Consider the following 13616-nt stretch of genomic DNA (forward strand, 5'->3'; position numbering starts at 1 on the left):
GGTGTCCGATGCCGGTCCGGGCTGATTCGACGCCCGGACGGCGTGGGTAGGGTGATCGTGACGGACGGAGGCGATCATGACGGCTGACCACCCCTCGGCGCCGGACGGTGAGCCCGACGGCGCATCCGAGCCGGCGGAGTCGATCCTGCTCGACGAGCCCAGCACCACCGACCTGCGCGCCAAGGTGACGGAGGCGTGGCGGGAGTTCGCCCGGATGCTCGCCCTGCGGCTGCGGGAGCTGCCCGCCGGCGCGCACCTCGAACTGACCCTCGACCCCACCGCCTCGGGCACGGGGGATGCCGTCTACTCGATAAGCGTCGAGGTGAACGGCGACGGCGGGCTCTCCGCTCGGGCCGTCGGCAACGCCGCCCTGCCGCAGGGCTACCGGCTGGACCGTGCCGCGGTGGCGGACATGGTGGCGCTGGGCTGGTCACCGCCCGGTGTGGTGGCCGGCTCCGGCGGCTCGTTCGGGCTGGACGGTACGACGGCGGAGGCCGCCCGGATCGCCCCGCTGCTGTCCCGCACGTTGCGCGACGTGTACGGCGCCCCGCACCCGGCCTTCCTCGTGTACGTGGTCAACGACGCCGAGGGTGAGCCGTTGACGGTGGAGCCGCTGGGGACCGCGCGTAGCGAGTTCGGGCCGGACTCCGACGTCGAGGGTGACCTGGAGGAGGCGCTGGCCGAGGCGGCCGCCGCGCAGACCGAGCGGGACGACGTGCTCGATCTGGCGGACCGCGTCCGCACGGTGGTGTCCACGATGCTGAAGTCCGACGCCGAGCGGTTGCAGATCGACTCGGACGGTGACATCACCATCCGGGCCGGCTCGGCGATGGTCTTCGTGCGGGTGCGCGACAACCCGCCCCTGGTGGACGTCTTCTCTCCGGTGCTCACCGAGGTGGAGCCGACCGAACGGCTCTACGTCAAGCTGTCGGAGCTGACCAACCGGATGCCGATCGGTCGCCTCTACTGCGCGGACGACACGGTCTGGGCCTCCATCCCGGTCTTCGGCCGCAACTTCCAGGCCACCCACCTCATGCTTGCGGTGCAGGTGATGACCGGCCTCGCCGACGAGCTGGACGACCGCCTGCACGGCGAGTTCGGTGGCAAGCGGTTCTTCGGTGAGGGTGACAAGCCGGTCCGGCGCGACGAGTCGGAGCCTCGCACCGGCATGTACCTGTAGGGCTCTAGGCCACGTCCAGCAGGGTCTTGCCGACCGTCGCGCGCGCCTCGATGGCGGCGTGCGCGTCGGCGGCGCGTTCCAGCGGGAAGCGCTGGCCGATCAGCGGCCGGAGCTGGCCGGCCGCCGCGTCCGCCAGCGCCTGGAGGGTGTGCGCCCGCAGCCGCGCGGGCGGCACGTCCGGCCGGACCAGCGTGACCTGGCGTGCGGCGGCTGCCTCCGGTGGCACCGGGGACCACTCGCCGCTGGCCAACCCGAAGCTGACCATGCGGCCGCCCGGGTCGAGCAGCTCGAACGCCGTCCGGGCGATGGACCCGCCGACGCCGTCGAGGACGACGTCGACCCCACCCAGCGTGTCCCGGATCCCGTCGGCCCAGCCGGGCAGCAGGTAGTCGACTGCCATCTCGGCGCCCAGGTCGGGCAACAGTTCCACCTTGCGTGGCCCCCCGGCCGCGCCGATCACCCGTGCGCCAGCCCGCGCCGCGAGTTGGACGAGCAGGCTACCCACACCGCCCGCGGCTGCCTCGACCAGCACGCGGTCACCGGGGCGGACGTCTACCGCGTCGACGAGCATCGCGGCGGTACGCCCGTCGGCCAGCAGCGCCACGGCAGCGTCCAGGGCCAGCCCGGCCGGCACCTCGATCGGCGCGGCCGCGTCCACCACGACCCGTTCGGCGTACCCGCCGGAGCCGCCGGTGGCGCTTACCACCCGTTGCCCGATGCGGGCCGGGTCGACGTCCGGCCCGACGGCGGCGATCACCCCGCCGACGCCGTTGCCGGGGATCAGCGGTGGGGTGACCCGGAACGGTCCGGGACGTCCCGAGCGCTGCTGCGTCTCGACGAAGGTGATGTTGGCATGGGCGACGTCGATGAGCACTTGGCCGGGGCCGGGCGCCGGGTCGGGCGTCGGGCCGGGCACCAGGGCCTCGGGGCCGCCGAACTCACGTAACCAGATCGCCCGCATGAAGTCCCCCTCGTGTCGTACCAGGCCGCCACGAGTCCAACACCTCAACTGCGCTTGAGGTCAAGCTCGGGTGGACGGCCCGACGCCGGGGGACTCGACCAGCCGGGACAGCACGATGGTGCTGCGGGTGGACGTCACGAACGACTCGGCGCGCAGCCGTTCCAGCGCCGCCTCCAGGTGGGCGATGTCGGCGGCCCGCAGGTGCACAAGCGCGTCCGCCTCGCCGGAGACGGTGTACGCGCCCACCACCTCCGGGTGCCGACGGGCGGCCACGCCGATCTGCGCGGGGGTGGTCCGGCCGGCGCAGAACAGCTCGACGAACGCTTCGGTGGTCCAGCCCACGGCGGCCGGGTCCACGACGGCGGTGAATCCCCTGATCACGCCGGTGGCGCGTAGTCGGTCCACCCGGCGCTTGACCGCCGGGGCGGAGAGTGACACCCGGGTGCCGATGTCGGCGTACGACGCGCGGGCGTCGGCGACGAGCAACGCAATGATCCGCTGGTCAACGGCGTCTATCTGCAACGTTCCGCCTCTGGGAAGCAATGGTTGTGGCTGTTACCAAAGTTCAACGGTACCTACTCTTGGTGACCGTGAACCAGCAGCGAGTCTCGCGAAAGCGGACATATCTCATGTGCTCGCCCGAGCAATTCGCGGTCGAGTACGCGATCAATCCGTGGATGGACGTCACCACCCCGGTGGACCGGGAACTGGCCGTCAAGCAGTGGGACCGCCTGCGCGAGACGCTTGTCGGCCTCGGCCACGAGGTGCACCTGCTCACGCCGGAGCCCGGACTGCCCGACATGGTGTACGCCGCCAACGGCGCCTTCGTGGTCGACGGCAGCGTCTACGGCGCCCGGTTCAAGCACGAGCAGCGGGCCGGTGAGGCCGCCGCGCACCACGCGTTCTACGCGGAGCAGGGCTGGCGGTTCGTCGCGCCGAGCGAGACCAACGAGGGCGAGGGTGACTTCGCGTACGTGCCGGAGGCGCACGGCGGGCTCATCCTGGCCGGGCACGGCTTCCGTACCGAGATCGCGGCGCACGCCGAGGCGCAGGAGGTGCTGGGCCGGCCGGTGGTGTCGCTGCGGCTGATCGACCCCCGCTTCTACCACCTGGACGTGGCGCTCGCCGCGCTCGACGACGCGAACGTCGTCTACTTCCCGGGCGCGTTCTCGGCGGCCAGCCAGCGGGTGCTCACCCAGCTCTTCCCGGACGCGGTGATCGCCGACGACGAGGACGCCATGGCCTTCGGGTTGAACCTGGTGAGCGACGGCGCGAACGTGGTGCTCAACAGCGAGGCCACCCGGCTGGCCGGCAAGCTCAAGGCCGCCGGCTACACCCCGGTGCCGGTCGAGCTGGCCGAGCTCAAGAAGGGCGGCGGCAGCGTGAAGTGCTGCATCGCCGAACTGCGGCACTGACCCGAACACTGCCGCGTACGGCAGGGGCCAGCCTCCCGTCGGAGGCCGGCCCCTGCTGCTGCTTCTGGTCGGCGGTTCAGCCGAGCGTGGCCAGCTCGTTGATCAGCACGTTCGACATGACCTGACCGTCGCGCTGGACCTCCCGCAGGTACCACTTCTGCTGCGGCGTACGCGGCTGGTTGAACTGCCAGATGCCGCGCGGGCTGTCGATCTGGCCGATCCGGCCCAGCGCCAGGTTGACCTGCTGCGGGGTGGGCGAACCACCGGTCAGCTGGATCGCCTGGTCGAGGACCTGAGCCGCGTCGTACGACGCCATCGCGTACGTCGTCGGCGTGGTCTGGTGCTTCTTGCGGTAGGCGGAGGCGAAGACCCGGTTCGACGTGTTGTTGAGGTCGGCCGAGTAGTTGAGAGCGGTCTGGATGCCCAGCGCGTCCCGTCCCAGGCTCTCCAGCACGCTGCCCTCGGTGAGGAAGCCCGGCGCGTAGATGGGGCCGTCGAACTGGTCGCGCAGTTGCTTGATGAACTCCACGGCGGCCGCGCCCGCGAAGAAGCAGAAGACGGCGGTCGGGTCCTTGCGCAGCGCCTTCTCGATGTCCGCCTGGTAGGTGGCCTTGCCCGGGTTCGGCGTCGGGCTGGTGGTGGTCACCGGGTTGGCGATGCGCGGGTCGCCGGGGGGGAACTCCTGCTTGAAGCCCCGCACGACGTCCGGACTGCCCACGTTCTCCGGCACGATGATCGCGACCCGGCCGTTCGCCGGTAGCTGGTCGCGCAGGTACCGGCCCAGCGCCCGACCGGCCTCGTCCAGCACGTACGACGTACGCCAGATGTAGACGACGCTCTGCAGGGTGCTCGGCGAGGCGTTCGAGCCGATGAGCGGGACCCGGGCCTCCTCCACGGTGTCGCGGATGTTTACCATCACCGCCGAGTTGACCACGCCGGTCAGCGCCAGCACGTTCTGCTTGAGCAGCTTCTCGACGGCGGCCTTGCCGGTGTTGGCGTTGTCGCCCTCGTCGGCGGTCAGCAGCTCGACGGGATGCCCGCCCAGTTGCTGGCCGTGCAGGTCGAGGAAGAGCTGGAAGCCGTTGGTGATGTCGTCACCGATGGACTTGAAGCCGCCGGCCTTCGGCGCGATCAGACCGATCTTGATCGAGCTCTTGGGAGCGGTCGGCTTGTCCTCGGTGTCGGAGCCGCACGCGGCGGCGAACCCGGTCGTACCGAGCGCGGCCATCAGTTGGAGCGCCCGCCTGCGATTCATCTGCGACACCGAGTTCCTTCCAGGAGCGTTGCAGGGCAGGACACGCCCCTCCGGCGTTCTACCTGCTTCGCGACGCTGCGTCAATGGCTAGTGATCATCGTGCAAGGACCGCAACACATCGAGCACCTGCGGCCACGCCGAAGACTCCGGGTCGATCAGCCCGAAATGCTCACATCCGGGCAGCTCAACAAGGGCGATATCGGATCCTGCGGCACGAGCTGCCACGACGAATTCCCTGCTCATCGTCACCGGTACCTGTTGATCCCCCGAGCCGTGCACGACTACTGTCCGTGTCCTTATCGGTACCAATGATCGTGGATCGGTTGCCGCGTACCGGTCCGGGAAGTCCGCCGGGCCGCCGCCGAGCAGCGCGGCCACCGCACCGGAGTCCAGATCCAGCCGGTACGCCTCGGCAAGATCGGCCACCGGGGCCAGGGCCAGCACCCCACCCACCGTCGACGGCGCGGTGGCCGCCGCGTACAACGCCAGGTGGCCGCCGGCGGAGTGACCGATGAGGATCGGCGCGGTCCGGCGCACCCGGCCGGGCAGGGCCTCGGCGGCCAGCTCCGGCAGCGCCGCGATCCCGGCCAGCGCGTCGGTGAACGTGCCTGGCCAGCCGCCGCCCCGCTGCCCGGTACGCCGGTACTCCAACTGCGCCACCGGATAGCCGTCGGCCGCGAGCGCGGCGGCAAGCCGCCCCGTGTGCCGGCGGTCGTACTCCGCCCGCCAGAAACCACCGTGCACCACGACGACAAGCGGCCGGGCCGGGCCGGCACCGGTCGGGAGGCGCAGGTCGGCGACCTGGTCCGGGTGGTCGCCGTAGGCCACCGTCACGTCCGGCTCCGGCGCGGGCCGGGTCAGTACGGCGCGGGGATCGGCAGGCATGGCGCGACGGTAGCGCGCCCCGCCCGGGTGGTTCGGTCCAGGGAGTCGGTCCCGGGCGGCATGGTTCGGGTCGACTGGGTAAAGATGGACCCCATGACCGAAGCGCGCTCCGCTGAGCAGAACGACCAGCCCGGCCCCGACGACTCCGGCCACTCCGGCACCGTGGTGGTGGTCGGTCCGGACGGCCGGCCGATCGGCACCATGCAGACCGATGAGGGGCAGGGTGAGGACCCGACCCGCCTGGTCGAGCAGCCGGCCAAGGTGATGCGGATCGGCAGCATGATCAAGCAGTTGCTGGAGGAGGTCAAGGCCGCCCCGCTGGACGACGCCAGCCGCAACCGGATGCGGGAGATCCACGAGCGCTCGATCGTCGAGCTCAAGGAGGGCCTCGCCCCCGAGCTGCGCGACGAGCTGGAGCGCATCTCGCTGCCCTTCACGGAGGACAAGGCCCCGAGCGAGGGCGAGCTGCGGATCGCGCACGCCCAGCTCGTCGGCTGGCTGGAGGGCCTGTTCCACGGCATCCAGGCGGCCCTCGTCGCCCAGCAGATGGCGGCGCGGGTGCAGCTGGAGCAGATGCGCGGCGGCCGGCAGGCGCTGCCCAGCGGCCCCGGCGGGGTCGTGCCCGGAATGCCGGGTGTCGGCCAACCGGGCGGTGGCGAGGGCCACAACACCGGCCAGTACCTCTGACCTGGTCGGTCAGTCCGCCCCGAAGATCTTCTCCAGGTACGCCGCCACGCCGTCCTCGGAGTTCGCCCCGGTCACCTCGTCGGCGACCGCGAGGACGGCGGGGTGCGCGTTGGCCACGGCCACGCCGCGCCCGGCCCAAGTCAGCATCGGCACGTCGTTGGGCATGTCGCCGAAGGCCAGCACGTCCGCGGCGGCCACGCCGAGCCGATCGCAGTACCAGTCGAGCCCGGCGGCCTTGGTCACCCCGGCCGCGGAGATCTCCACCAGGCCCGAGTACGACGAGTGCGTGGCCTCGGCCAACCCCGCCACCGCCGCGCCGATCAGCTCGACGAACGTGTCCGGGTCCTGCTCACCGGCCCGGGCGAGCAGCTTCACCGCCGGAACCGACAGCAGTTCCTCAGGCGTCTCGACCGGGCGGATCCGGTCGTGGTCGGCGTCCCACCGCAGCGGGTAGTGCACCTCGTGCCGCATCTCCCGGCTGTCCAGGACCTCCACCGCGAAGCTGATGTCGGGCACCTCGGCGCGAAGCCTGCGGGCCACCTCGGCCAGGTGCTGCGGCGCGAGCGGGTCGGCCCGCAGCACCTCGTCCCGCACCGGGTCGTAGACGACGGCCCCGTTCGCGCAGACCGCCGGCAGTGGCTCGGCCAGCTGGTCGTACACCATCTTCAGCCAGCGGACCGGACGGCCGGTGACCAGGACGACAGGCGTGCCGCGCGCGGTTATCCGCGCGAGCACGTCGGCCGTGCGCGGGCTGAGCGTGCGGTCGTCGCGGATCAGCGTGCCGTCGATGTCGGTGGCGACAAGCGCGGGGGTGTCTCCCATTACCGGGACAGTAGCCGGTCCAGGTACACCGCCACCCCGTCGTCGTCGTTGCGCAGGGTCACCTCGTCGGCGGCGGCCCGCAGCGCGGGGTGCGCGTTGGCCACCGCGACCCGGGACCAGCCGGCCCACTCGAACATCGGCAGGTCGTTGGGCATGTCGCCGAAGACCAGGACGTCGGCGGGGTCGACGCCGAGGCTCTGCGCCACCACCGTCAGCCCGGTCGCCTTGTCCACGCCCGGCGGGCAGATCTCGATGAAGCCGAGCCCGGCCTGGGTGAGCGTGGCGACCTGCGGCCCGACGATCCGGCGGGCCACCGCGAGCAGTTCGTCGACATGGTGGTCGGCCGTGCGGGCGAACGCCTTGATCACGTCGCAGGAGAGGCACTCGGCGCGGCTGCGCGCCTCGAACCGGTCCTGGTAGGGCCAGCTCTCGTGGTAGTCACCCCAGAGCGGGGCGTCCTGCTCGTCGGACGCCTCGACCATCACCGTCAGCGGGCCGACCTCGGCCTCCAGATCGGCGAGCAGCCGGGCCAGCACCTCGGCGGGCAGCCGCTCGTCGCGGAGCACCACCGGGCCGCTCGGGTCGCTCTGGTCGACCACGCGCCCACCGCCCGCCATCACCAGGAAGTCGGCGGCCCGGATGTCGTTGCGGGTCAGTTCGGTCAGTCGGGGGCCGCGTCCGGTCGCGCCGACCACCGGAATCCCGGCGGCGCGCACCCGGTCGAGCACCCCATGGGTGTACGCGGAGACGGTGTCGTCGCTGCGGACGAGCGTCCCGTCGAGGTCGGTCGCGATCAGCTTGGGTAGGCCCGGGCGGGTCATGGTTCCTCCTTCGCCCGCCGCCGTCGCACCCAGCCGTGCGGTCCCGGCGTGACGGCGGGCAGCAACCGTACCTCGGGAAACAGCCCTCAACCATGGCTTCCAGCCGAACCGAACACCAACTCGCGGGGTCTCTGCCCGGGGCTCAGGCGGGGTGTTCGGGGCGGGCGAACGGGGCCGCAGCCGTCACGGTCAGGTCGGCCGGCGCCGAGGGGCCGCCCTCCTGCTCGATCGGATCGGCGTGCCGGCGGCGCCGGCCCTGACCCGTCGCGGCTTCGGAACTGTCGTCCTCCGCCGGCGCGTTCGACGACAGCCGCAGGGCCGCGGCGAACAGCACGCAGGCCACGAACGCCATCACCAGGCCGCGACCGTACTCGACCTGGAGGCGGGCCTCCGACCCGTAGAGGTAGCTGCGCTGACCGGTGTCGTCGAGTGTCGCCGCCGCCGCCACCAGCAGGGCCAGCAGTGCCCCGCTCAGGGTGAACCCCACCAGCCGGGCGTTCGGCCGGACGGCAGCCGTGCCCCGCAGCGCCAGCGCCACGATGCAGACCAGGCCGAGCAGACCGACCAGCCAGCCGATGCCGAAGCCACCGATCTCGGACACGCCGGCCGGCACGTCGGTCGAGGTGGAGCCCTCCGGGCCACCGTTCGGCAGGGTCATCACCAGCCACTCGCCGAGCAGCGAGGCCATCCCCGCCACCGCACCGAGACCGGCGACCAGCACCGGCAGCCGGGGATCCCGGGTGATGCCGGCCAGGGACCAGCCGAGGCGGCGGCGGCCGGTGGCGGGCTCGTCGGCACCCCACTCGATCACGGCCGGCCCGTCGGACGGGTCGCCCTGCCGTGGGATGGGCAGCTCCTCGGACATCGGCCATCCTTCCGCCGGTCACGGGCCTGCGTCGAATCATGGCACAGAGCGTCGCGCTGGTGTCGCCGCCGAAGCCGCCGCGTCGCGCCTCTGCCGGGGGTGACGGGAATCGCACGGCAGGCGTCGGTGCCGGTCGGTCGCTCGGAAGTCGCCTTTCCGCTAGCGTTCTCCTCATGCCTATCCGTACCGCTTCCGCACAATGGCAGGGCAATCTCACCGAGGGGTCCGGCACCGTCCGCACCGGTAAGGGTGGCCTGTCCGGCAACTACTCCTTCAAGTCGCGCTTCGAGGAGGGTGAGGGCACCAACCCCGAGGAGCTGATCGCCGCCGCGCACGCCGGCTGCTTCTCGATGGCGTTCTCGAAGGCCCTCGCCGACGCCGGCTCGACGCCCACCTCGGTCGAGACCACCGCCAAGGTCCACCTGGACAAGACCGACGCCGGCATGAGCGTCACCCGCATCGACCTGGAGACCGTCGGCCAGGTGCCGGGGGTCGACGAGGCCGAGTTCCAGAAGCTCGCCGAGGCCGCCAAGGCCAACTGCCCGATCTCCCGCCTGCTCTCGCCGGGCGCCGAGATCACCCTCACCGCTCGTCTGGCTTCCTGACCCAGCGACCCGCACGCCGCACGTTCACGGAAGGAGCCTCTGCCCGGTCCCGGGTGGCCGCTCCCTTTCGTGAACGCGCGGACAGCGGCCCGATGGCCGAGCGTGAGCCGGCCGATCGGTCCGGCGTCGGGCAGAATGGACGCCGTGCCGGTGGACATGACTCGCGAGCGCTTCGAGGAGTTGGTCGCCGACGCCCTCGACGAGGTGCCCGAGGAACTCCTCGGTCTGATGAACAACGTGGTGATCCTGGTCGAGGACGACCCACCGCACACCGACCCCGACCTGCTCGGCCTCTACGAGGGGCACGCGCTCACCAGTCGTGGTTGGGACTACTCCGGCGTACTGCCGGACCGGATCTTCATCTACCGCCGTCCGATCCTGCGGATCTGCGACAGCGACGAGGACGTCGTCGACGAGGTCGCGGTGACAGTGGTGCACGAGATCGCCCACCACTTCGGCATCGACGACGCACGGCTGCACGCGCTGGGCTGGGGCTGATCCCGGCCGCTCACCGCGATGCCCGGCTCTCACCGCGATGCCCGCGCGGCTCGCCGCTTGGCCGATGGCCACTGGTTGCCGTGGTCGCCTACCGTCGGTGCAGCGACCGCGACCGTTTCAGGAGGCACCTTTCATGCGCAGCGAGCTGTTCTCGGCGGAAAATCTGGAGAAGGAGTCCGCGCAGGCCGGCATGCGGCTACAGAACTCCAAGATGTTGAAGATCGAGCTCAACGGCGAGGCGATGGCCCGGGTCGGGTCGATGGTCGCCTACCAGGGCAACGTGCAGTTCCAGGCGCTGGGCTCGGGTGGGCTCGGCAAGTTCCTCAAGCAGAAGCTCACCGGCGAGGGCGTCCCACTGATGAAGGTCACCGGCCAGGGTGACGTCTTCCTCGCCGAGCTGGCCAAGGACGTGCACATCATCGACCTGGAGCCGGGCGACGCGCTCTCCATCAACGGTTCCAGCGTGCTCGCCTTCGACTCGACCCTCCAGTACGACATCAGGATGGTCGGCGGCGCCGGGATGGCCTCCTCGTCCGGCCTGTTCAACTGCGTGTTCAGCGGCTACGGGCGGATCGCCATCACGACCAAGGGCACCCCTGTGGTGCTCAACGTGGACGCCCCGACGTACGTCGACCCGCAGGCCGCCGTCTGCTGGTCGGCCAACCTCCAGACCGGCTACCACCGGGCCGAGCAGCTCGGCCTCGGCACGCTGCTGGGCCGGCGCACCGGCGAGTCGTTCACGATGAGCTTCGCCGGTCAGGGCTTCGTGGTGGTGCAGCCGTCCGAGGAGCCGCCGGTCATGGGCAGCGGTCAGCAGCAGCAGGAGGGTGGTCTGCTCGGCGGTCTGCTGAGCTGACCACGCCGGGCGGGGCGCTCCCTGATCCGGGAGAGCCTCGCCCGGTCAGCTCAACTCGCCGGCGCGCAGCCGCGTCAGCCAGGCCGCCGCGTCGGTGTAGTCGACGTCGGAGAGGCCGGCCGGCGCGGGCACGGGCCGCTCGCCCGCCGCCTCGACCCAGCGGTGTCGGGGGTACGACCCCAGGAAGCGGACGTCGGCGCACACCCGGCGCAGCCCCTGCAACGCCTCACCCAGGCGTACGTCGGCCACGTGCCCGGTGCAGTCGAGGAAGAAGACGTAGCGGCCCAGCGCCTCGCCGGTCGGGCGGGACTCGATCCGGGTCAGGTTGACGCCACGCACGGCCAGTTCCATGAGCACCGACAGCAGCGCGCCGACCCGGTCGTGGGCGATGTAGACGGCCAGCGAGGTGAGGTCGTCGCCTGTCGACGGTGGGGGTGGCCCGGGGCGGGAGACCAGGACGAAACGGGTCACCGCGTCGGGATGGTCGGCGATCTTGTCGGCGAGCAGGGCGAGTCGGTGTCGGGCGGCTCCGATAGGCGCGCAGATCGCCGCGTCGTACTCACCGGACCCTGCGCCGGCGGCTGCCGCGCCGTTGGAGAGCACGTCGACAACCACCGCGTCGGGAACGTGGTCACGCAGCCAGCCCCGGCACTGGGTGGACGCCTGCGGATGCGCCGCGATCGTGCGGACCGCCGGCAGACCGGTGCCCGTGCGCGCCGCGAGCACGAAGTCGACAGGCAGGATCACCTCTCGGGTGATCACCAGCGGCTCGCCCTCGGCCATCTCGTCGAGGGTGACGCCCACCGCCCCGCCGATCGAGTTCTCCAGTGGCACCAGCGCCGCGTCGGCATCCCCGGCCCGGACGCTGTCCAGAGCCTCCCCGACACTGCGGGCCGGCGTCCGGGTGCCGTGCTCGGCGGCGGGAATGGTGCGCAGGGCCTGCTCGGCGAAGGTGCCCTCCGGGCCGAGGTAGACGAAGCGCGCAGGCGGTGTTCCGGGCATGTCGACCAGACTACGCACCCGGCCCGACGGCCGTAGAAGCATCGCAGGCAAGCGTACGGATCCCTGCGGGCCCGGTGGCCCGGACCTCGATCGTGCACACGTCGGTGCCGGCGGTGACCAGTTGCGGGGTGGCGGGCCGACCTCGGGTGACGACCTGAAGCTCCTCGTGCCCGGTCACCTCCAGCACGGTGTACTGCCAGTCGCCGGCGCACAGCGGCCCGGTGCGGACGCGGACCCGGACGTTGTCCGGGAGCACCGAAGCCCGGCCGCGCAGCAACTGCACCACGCGCTGCCCGGTCGGGCCGTTCCGGCAGGCCGTCGCGACCAGACCCGGGTCCCCGGTGGCCGACGGAGTGGCGACCGGTGGGGCGCTGGGCGTGGTGGACGGCGTGCCGGTCGGGCCGGATGCCGTCGGGGTGGTCGTGCCGCTGGGCGCCGCGGCCGGGTCGCGCAGCTCGGGAGGAGCGTCGCAGCCGGCCAGCGCGCCGATGGTGAGGAACGCCAGCAGGGCCCCGACCACGGGCAGCGCACGAACCGCCACGGGTCGGATGGCGGTTGTCGCCCGGGGCGGGGGACCCGGGTGGCGGGGTGTGGTGAACGGCACGGGCCGATCCTCGGGACATGGGAACGTCGTCGCGGCCGGGGTGGCCGAGCCCATCGTAGGGCGAGCGGTCGGCGGGGTGAAGCTCAGCCGAGGACGCGGTGTCCGGCGCGCTCCAGGGCGGCTGTGCCCTCGGTCAGACGGACGGTCGGCACCAGCACGTAGTCGGTGTCGAAGGTGGAGAACGTGACAGCGCTGACCCGGGCCGCGGCGAGCGGGTCGACGAGCGCCGCCAGCGTCCCCGTGCCGTCCACGCCCGCCAGGCCGACGACACGCAGGCAGCGCCACGTGGTCTCGACCACGGCCTGGGCGGGCACCCGGTCGGTCGGGCAGATCACCGAGATCCCGTCGGCGGTCCAGCTGACCGCGACCACGTCGGCGCGGCCCAGCCCACTCGACAGTGCGTCCGGCAGGGCGGTGTCGGCACGCAACCGGCACACGGCGTACTCCCCCGGGAGCAGAGCGATATCGAGCATGAGGGCACCTTACGGCGTGGGCGTGGGCCCACCCCGTCATTGCCGCGTGCGGCGAACGACACATTGCGCCGCAGGTCAGACCTCGGAGAAGAAGGTGAGCGAGCCGGCCACGGCACCGTCGGTGAGCACCGGGGTGGAGATCGCGTCGACAGTCGCGTCGGAGCTGTCCGCGGAGGCGGCCTGCACCCGCAGCAGCCCACGGGCGAGTCGACCGGAGGAGAGCGCCAGCAGAGGCGGGATCTTGTCGATCTCGGCCTCGGTCAGCACACCCCGGTTGGCGGTGAAGTCCAGCAGGCGCAGCCCGCCGTCGAGGAGCGGTCGCCCGATCAGGTCGGCCGGCTCGCCCAGGCAGAGCAGCTCACAGCCGGCGGTGGAGATGGCCACCACCCGGGTGTCGGCGTCGATCAGCAGGCAGGGCTCATCGGCCCGGTCGACGGTCGACGACCACTGACCGACGTTGTCGGACTCCAGCTCTGTCGAGGCCCGCGCCGACGGCACGAACACTTCCGAGAGCGAGAGTTCGACGTGGGCCACCGCGCCTCCTATGTCACCGACGGACTGTCCACGCTAGCCGGTCGCCGACGGAATCACCGAGCGCACCAGGTCACCGGGCCGCACAGCACGAACCGCAGCGGCCGGCGACGGCGCGGGAGCCGGTGGGTAGGTGGGGGGCCGGGGCCGCGTGGC

The 13616-nt window shown here is 72.0% G+C and carries 17 protein-coding genes; 6 read left to right on the plus strand and 11 right to left on the minus strand.

Going from position 1 to position 13616, the window contains the following annotated elements; all coding sequences use genetic code 11:
- Positions 1–76 precede the first annotated feature (76 nt).
- Entirely contained in the window at positions 77–1180 is a 1104-nt protein-coding gene (locus ACGFIE_RS04830; protein ID WP_363680716.1) for a hypothetical protein, read from the plus strand.
- A 4-nt stretch (positions 1181–1184) separates the two neighbouring features.
- Here ACGFIE_RS04830 and ACGFIE_RS04835 read toward each other — a convergent pair whose 3' ends face one another.
- Positions 1185–2141: a zinc-binding dehydrogenase gene (locus ACGFIE_RS04835; protein ID WP_393291003.1), complete on the minus strand. Its 957-nt coding sequence runs from the start codon at positions 2139–2141 to the stop codon at positions 1185–1187.
- A 60-nt stretch (positions 2142–2201) separates the two neighbouring features.
- Positions 2202–2663, minus strand: coding sequence for an Lrp/AsnC family transcriptional regulator (locus ACGFIE_RS04840; RefSeq protein ID WP_007453771.1), 462 nt, complete (start codon positions 2661–2663; stop codon positions 2202–2204).
- Positions 2664–2722: 59 nt separating this feature from the next.
- On the opposite strand from ACGFIE_RS04840, the gene ddaH reads away from it, so the two are divergent.
- Positions 2723–3556, plus strand: a complete 834-nt coding sequence (gene ddaH / locus ACGFIE_RS04845; protein ID WP_363680714.1) for a dimethylargininase — start codon at positions 2723–2725, stop codon at positions 3554–3556.
- A gap of 76 nt (positions 3557–3632) precedes the next feature.
- Here ddaH and ACGFIE_RS04850 read toward each other — a convergent pair whose 3' ends face one another.
- Both ACGFIE_RS04850 and ACGFIE_RS04855 read right to left on the minus strand, forming a co-directional pair.
- The gene (locus ACGFIE_RS04850; protein ID WP_393291007.1) at positions 3633–4820 is read right to left on the minus strand and encodes an ABC transporter substrate-binding protein; all 1188 of its coding nucleotides are present in this window, start codon (positions 4818–4820) and stop codon (positions 3633–3635) included.
- Positions 4821–4898: 78 nt separating this feature from the next.
- Positions 4899–5696 (minus strand): alpha/beta hydrolase family protein, encoded by a 798-nt coding sequence (locus ACGFIE_RS04855; RefSeq protein ID WP_393291009.1) that lies wholly within the window; start codon positions 5694–5696, stop codon positions 4899–4901.
- A gap of 84 nt (positions 5697–5780) precedes the next feature.
- On the opposite strand from ACGFIE_RS04855, the gene ACGFIE_RS04860 reads away from it, so the two are divergent.
- Positions 5781–6383, plus strand: coding sequence for a bacterial proteasome activator family protein (locus tag ACGFIE_RS04860; RefSeq protein WP_039905022.1), 603 nt, complete (start codon positions 5781–5783; stop codon positions 6381–6383).
- A 9-nt stretch (positions 6384–6392) separates the two neighbouring features.
- Here the strand turns inward: ACGFIE_RS04860 and ACGFIE_RS04865 are convergent, their stop codons facing one another.
- The 3 genes from ACGFIE_RS04865 to ACGFIE_RS04875 all read right to left on the minus strand — a co-directional run bounded on the left by ACGFIE_RS04865 (position 6393) and on the right by ACGFIE_RS04875 (position 8891).
- Positions 6393–7205, minus strand: coding sequence for an HAD family hydrolase (locus ACGFIE_RS04865; RefSeq protein ID WP_393291012.1), 813 nt, complete (start codon positions 7203–7205; stop codon positions 6393–6395).
- Positions 7205–8026: an HAD family hydrolase gene (locus ACGFIE_RS04870; protein ID WP_393291015.1), complete on the minus strand. Its 822-nt coding sequence runs from the start codon at positions 8024–8026 to the stop codon at positions 7205–7207. Before ACGFIE_RS04870 ends, ACGFIE_RS04865 begins: the two co-directional genes overlap by 1 nt.
- Before the next feature lie 142 nt (positions 8027–8168).
- Entirely contained in the window at positions 8169–8891 is a 723-nt protein-coding gene (locus ACGFIE_RS04875; RefSeq protein ID WP_393291017.1) for a hypothetical protein, read from the minus strand.
- Between the two features lie 173 nt (positions 8892–9064).
- Between ACGFIE_RS04875 and ACGFIE_RS04880 the strand changes: the two genes are divergently transcribed.
- From ACGFIE_RS04880 to ACGFIE_RS04890, 3 genes are all read left to right on the plus strand, one after another.
- On the plus strand, positions 9065–9496 hold the full coding sequence (locus tag ACGFIE_RS04880; protein ID WP_007453754.1) for an OsmC family protein: 432 nt from the start codon (positions 9065–9067) through the stop codon (positions 9494–9496).
- 150 nt (positions 9497–9646) lie between these two features.
- Entirely contained in the window at positions 9647–9994 is a 348-nt protein-coding gene (locus ACGFIE_RS04885) for a metallopeptidase family protein (protein ID WP_393291300.1), read from the plus strand.
- A 133-nt stretch (positions 9995–10127) separates the two neighbouring features.
- The gene (locus ACGFIE_RS04890; RefSeq protein ID WP_234582643.1) at positions 10128–10850 is read left to right on the plus strand and encodes an AIM24 family protein; all 723 of its coding nucleotides are present in this window, start codon (positions 10128–10130) and stop codon (positions 10848–10850) included.
- A gap of 45 nt (positions 10851–10895) precedes the next feature.
- Here the strand turns inward: ACGFIE_RS04890 and pheA are convergent, their stop codons facing one another.
- From pheA to ACGFIE_RS04910, 4 genes are all read right to left on the minus strand, one after another.
- A complete protein-coding gene (gene pheA / locus ACGFIE_RS04895; RefSeq protein WP_393291020.1) occupies positions 10896–11852 on the minus strand; it encodes a prephenate dehydratase in 957 nt (318 codons plus the stop codon).
- Between the two features lie 10 nt (positions 11853–11862).
- Positions 11863–12393 carry a hypothetical protein gene (locus ACGFIE_RS04900; protein ID WP_393291022.1) on the minus strand — a complete coding sequence of 177 codons (531 nt, stop codon included), beginning with the start codon at positions 12391–12393 and terminating at the stop codon, positions 11863–11865.
- A 146-nt stretch (positions 12394–12539) separates the two neighbouring features.
- Positions 12540–12929 carry an ACT domain-containing protein gene (locus tag ACGFIE_RS04905; protein ID WP_393291024.1) on the minus strand — a complete coding sequence of 130 codons (390 nt, stop codon included), beginning with the start codon at positions 12927–12929 and terminating at the stop codon, positions 12540–12542.
- Positions 12930–13004: 75 nt separating this feature from the next.
- The gene (locus ACGFIE_RS04910) at positions 13005–13463 is read right to left on the minus strand and encodes a hypothetical protein (protein ID WP_393291026.1); all 459 of its coding nucleotides are present in this window, start codon (positions 13461–13463) and stop codon (positions 13005–13007) included.
- Between the last annotated feature and the right edge of the window lie 153 nt (positions 13464–13616).

The organism is Micromonospora sp. NPDC049275 (genome assembly GCF_043197115.1).
Taxonomy (GTDB): Bacteria; Actinomycetota; Actinomycetes; order Mycobacteriales; family Micromonosporaceae; genus Micromonospora.

Coding starts and splice junctions, on each gene's coding strand:
- ACGFIE_RS04830 (WP_363680716.1), top strand. CDS start 77: ATGACGGCTGACCACCCCTCGGCGCCGGACGGTGAGCCCGACGGCGCA.
- ACGFIE_RS04835 (WP_393291003.1), bottom strand. CDS start 2,141: ATGCGGGCGATCTGGTTACGTGAGTTCGGCGGCCCCGAGGCCCTGGTG.
- ACGFIE_RS04855 (WP_393291009.1), bottom strand. CDS start 5,696: ATGCCTGCCGATCCCCGCGCCGTACTGACCCGGCCCGCGCCGGAGCCG.
- ACGFIE_RS04860 (WP_039905022.1), top strand. CDS start 5,781: ATGGACCCCATGACCGAAGCGCGCTCCGCTGAGCAGAACGACCAGCCC.
- ACGFIE_RS04865 (WP_393291012.1), bottom strand. CDS start 7,205: ATGGGAGACACCCCCGCGCTTGTCGCCACCGACATCGACGGCACGCTG.
- ACGFIE_RS04870 (WP_393291015.1), bottom strand. CDS start 8,026: ATGACCCGCCCGGGCCTACCCAAGCTGATCGCGACCGACCTCGACGGG.
- ACGFIE_RS04875 (WP_393291017.1), bottom strand. CDS start 8,891: ATGTCCGAGGAGCTGCCCATCCCACGGCAGGGCGACCCGTCCGACGGG.
- ACGFIE_RS04880 (WP_007453754.1), top strand. CDS start 9,065: ATGCCTATCCGTACCGCTTCCGCACAATGGCAGGGCAATCTCACCGAG.
- ACGFIE_RS04890 (WP_234582643.1), top strand. CDS start 10,128: ATGCGCAGCGAGCTGTTCTCGGCGGAAAATCTGGAGAAGGAGTCCGCG.
- pheA (WP_393291020.1), bottom strand. CDS start 11,852: ATGCCCGGAACACCGCCTGCGCGCTTCGTCTACCTCGGCCCGGAGGGC.
- ACGFIE_RS04905 (WP_393291024.1), bottom strand. CDS start 12,929: ATGCTCGATATCGCTCTGCTCCCGGGGGAGTACGCCGTGTGCCGGTTG.